Origin of the sequence: Burkholderia sp. Bp9015 (assembly GCF_003853505.1) — a bacterium.
Lineage (GTDB): Bacteria > Pseudomonadota > Gammaproteobacteria > Burkholderiales > Burkholderiaceae > Burkholderia.
Genome location: NZ_QTPZ01000080.1, coordinates 1 through 2,032 on the forward strand (window position 1 = coordinate 1; position 2,032 = coordinate 2,032).

Here is a 2,032-nt window from a genome sequence, read left to right on the forward strand (position 1 = left end):
GCGTTGAGTTCCTCGATCGTCGGCAGGCGCTTCTCGGCGAACTGGTGTTCGGTAAAGCCACCGACCACGCGCACCCACTGCGGCGCGGGCGTGATCGCCACCTGCCGCTTGAGCATGTCCATTGCAACCGCGAGCGACGGCACGCCGTCCCAGCGCAGCTCCATGTTGTAGTTCAGGCCACCACGAATCACGTGGCAGTGGTTGTCGATCAGGCCGGGCAGCGCGCTGCGGCCGCCGAGATCGACGACCTTCGTCGCGCGGCCCGCGAGCGGCATCACGTCCGCGTCGCTGCCGACCGCGACGAAGCGGCCGTCCTTGATCGCCACCGCGGCGGCAACGGGGTTCGCACGATCGAGCGTCGTGATGCGCCCGTTGTACAGGATCAGATCCGGTTGAGTATAGGTTGCGCTCATTGACAGGTCCTCGATGCGGTCAGAAGCCGAGCCAGTGACGCACGGGCCCGATGGCCTGCGCGCCGATCAGCATGCCGGCGAGACCGATCAGCGCGATCAGCGGCGGCGCGGGCGAGCGCACCTTGATCACGCTGTACACGACGCCGATCAGCACGCCGGCGGCCAACGACAATAGATAAGATTCCATAACGTTTTTTCTCCCGACCGGATTAGAATGACCCGCATCGTGCCGGCCGCATGTTTCGCCGCGTTCGCTTCCCCTTCGCTTCCCGCCACCCCGTCCGACCATGCAACATCTTCCTGATCTCGAAGCCTGGGCCATCTTCGCGCGTGTCGCGGAGACCGGTTCGTTCGCGAAAGCCGCGGACTTGCTCGGCGTCTCGCAGCCGACCGTATCGAAGGCCATCGCGCGCCTCGAAAAGCGCCTCGGCGCGATGCTGCTGTACCGCACGTCGCGCAAGCTGTCGCTCACGCCGACCGGCGAACTGCTGCGCGATCGGGCGATCCGCCTGCTCGCCGATGCGGAGCTGATCGAGAGCGAGGCCACCGCGCAGGCGCTCGAACCGTACGGCCTCGTGCGCGTGAACGCGCCGATGTCGTTCGGGACGCACCATCTGTCGCCGCTGCTGCCCGCGTTTCTCGAACGCTATCCGCGCGTCGACATCGACCTCGTGCTGACCGACCACATCGTCGACATCGTATCCGGCGGTTTCGACGTCGCGATCCGCATCGCCGAACTGAGCGACTCGTCGCTGCGCTCGCGCAAGCTGTGCGCGGTGCGCCGCCCGCTCGTCGCATCGTCCGCGTATCTCGACCGGCATGGCCGGCCCAAGCATCCGCGCGACATCGAACAGCACGTGTGCCTCACCTACACGAACCTGCCCACACCCGAGCACTGGCGCTTTCGCCACCCGGCATCGGGCGAGGAAATCGGCGTGAACGTGCAAGGCCGCATCCGCACCAACAACGCCGACGTGATCGTCCCCGCGCTCGTCGCCGGTCACGGCCTCGCGCTGCAGCCCGAGTTCCTGGTATGGGATGAGCTGCAGCGCGGCGAGCTCGAGGAAGTGATGCACGACTGGAAGATCGCCGACATCAACGTCAACCTCGTCACGCCGCCCGGCATGCTGCGCGCCGCGCGCGTGACGGTGCTGCTCGATTTTCTCGCCGAACACTTCTCGCACGCGCCGTGGGCGCTGCCCGAGGCGTGAGCGCGGCGGCCCGCGACCCCCGCGGCCGTCGCGTGCATCGCGCACGCCGGCCGCGGCCATTCCGTCCGGCTGCCCGTTACTTCGCCGGCACGGCCGGGATCGACTCGTGCGGCGTCGCAGTGCGCTGCGGTGCCTTGTGGACCATCGTGTACGCGTAGTCGATGCCCATGCCGTACGCGCCCGAGTGCTCCTTCGCGATCGCGACCACCGCGTCGTACGTCTCGCGGTGTGCCCAGTCGCGCTGCCACTCGAGCAGGACCTGCTGCCACGTGACCGGCACCACGCCGGCCTGCACCATGCGCTGCATCGCGAAATCGTGCGCGGCCTGCGACGTGCCGCCCGATGCGTCGGCGACCATGTAGATCTCGTAGTCGCCTTCGAGCATCGCGCACAGCGCGAACGTCGTGT

Annotated in this window: 4 protein-coding genes; 1 reads left to right on the forward strand and 3 read right to left on the reverse strand. The window is 67.8% G+C overall.

Going from position 1 to position 2,032, the window contains the following annotated elements; all coding sequences use genetic code 11:
* Both DIE12_RS37620 and DIE12_RS37625 read right to left on the reverse strand, forming a co-directional pair.
* A partial coding sequence (locus DIE12_RS37620; RefSeq protein ID WP_148092734.1) for an amidohydrolase family protein occupies positions 1 to 413 on the reverse strand: 413 nt, incomplete at its 3' end.
* 19 nt (positions 414 to 432) lie between these two features.
* Positions 433 to 600, reverse strand: coding sequence for a DUF1427 family protein (locus DIE12_RS37625; protein ID WP_096506909.1), 168 nt, complete (start codon positions 598 to 600; stop codon positions 433 to 435).
* A gap of 100 nt (positions 601 to 700) precedes the next feature.
* Between DIE12_RS37625 and DIE12_RS37630 the strand changes: the two genes are divergently transcribed.
* Positions 701 to 1,624 (forward strand): LysR family transcriptional regulator, encoded by a 924-nt coding sequence (locus DIE12_RS37630; protein WP_124523004.1) that lies wholly within the window; start codon positions 701 to 703, stop codon positions 1,622 to 1,624.
* A 76-nt stretch (positions 1,625 to 1,700) separates the two neighbouring features.
* Here the strand turns inward: DIE12_RS37630 and DIE12_RS37635 are convergent.
* Positions 1,701 to 2,032 (reverse strand): isochorismatase family protein (locus tag DIE12_RS37635; protein WP_124523002.1); only part of this gene is annotated, 332 nt, incomplete at its 5' end.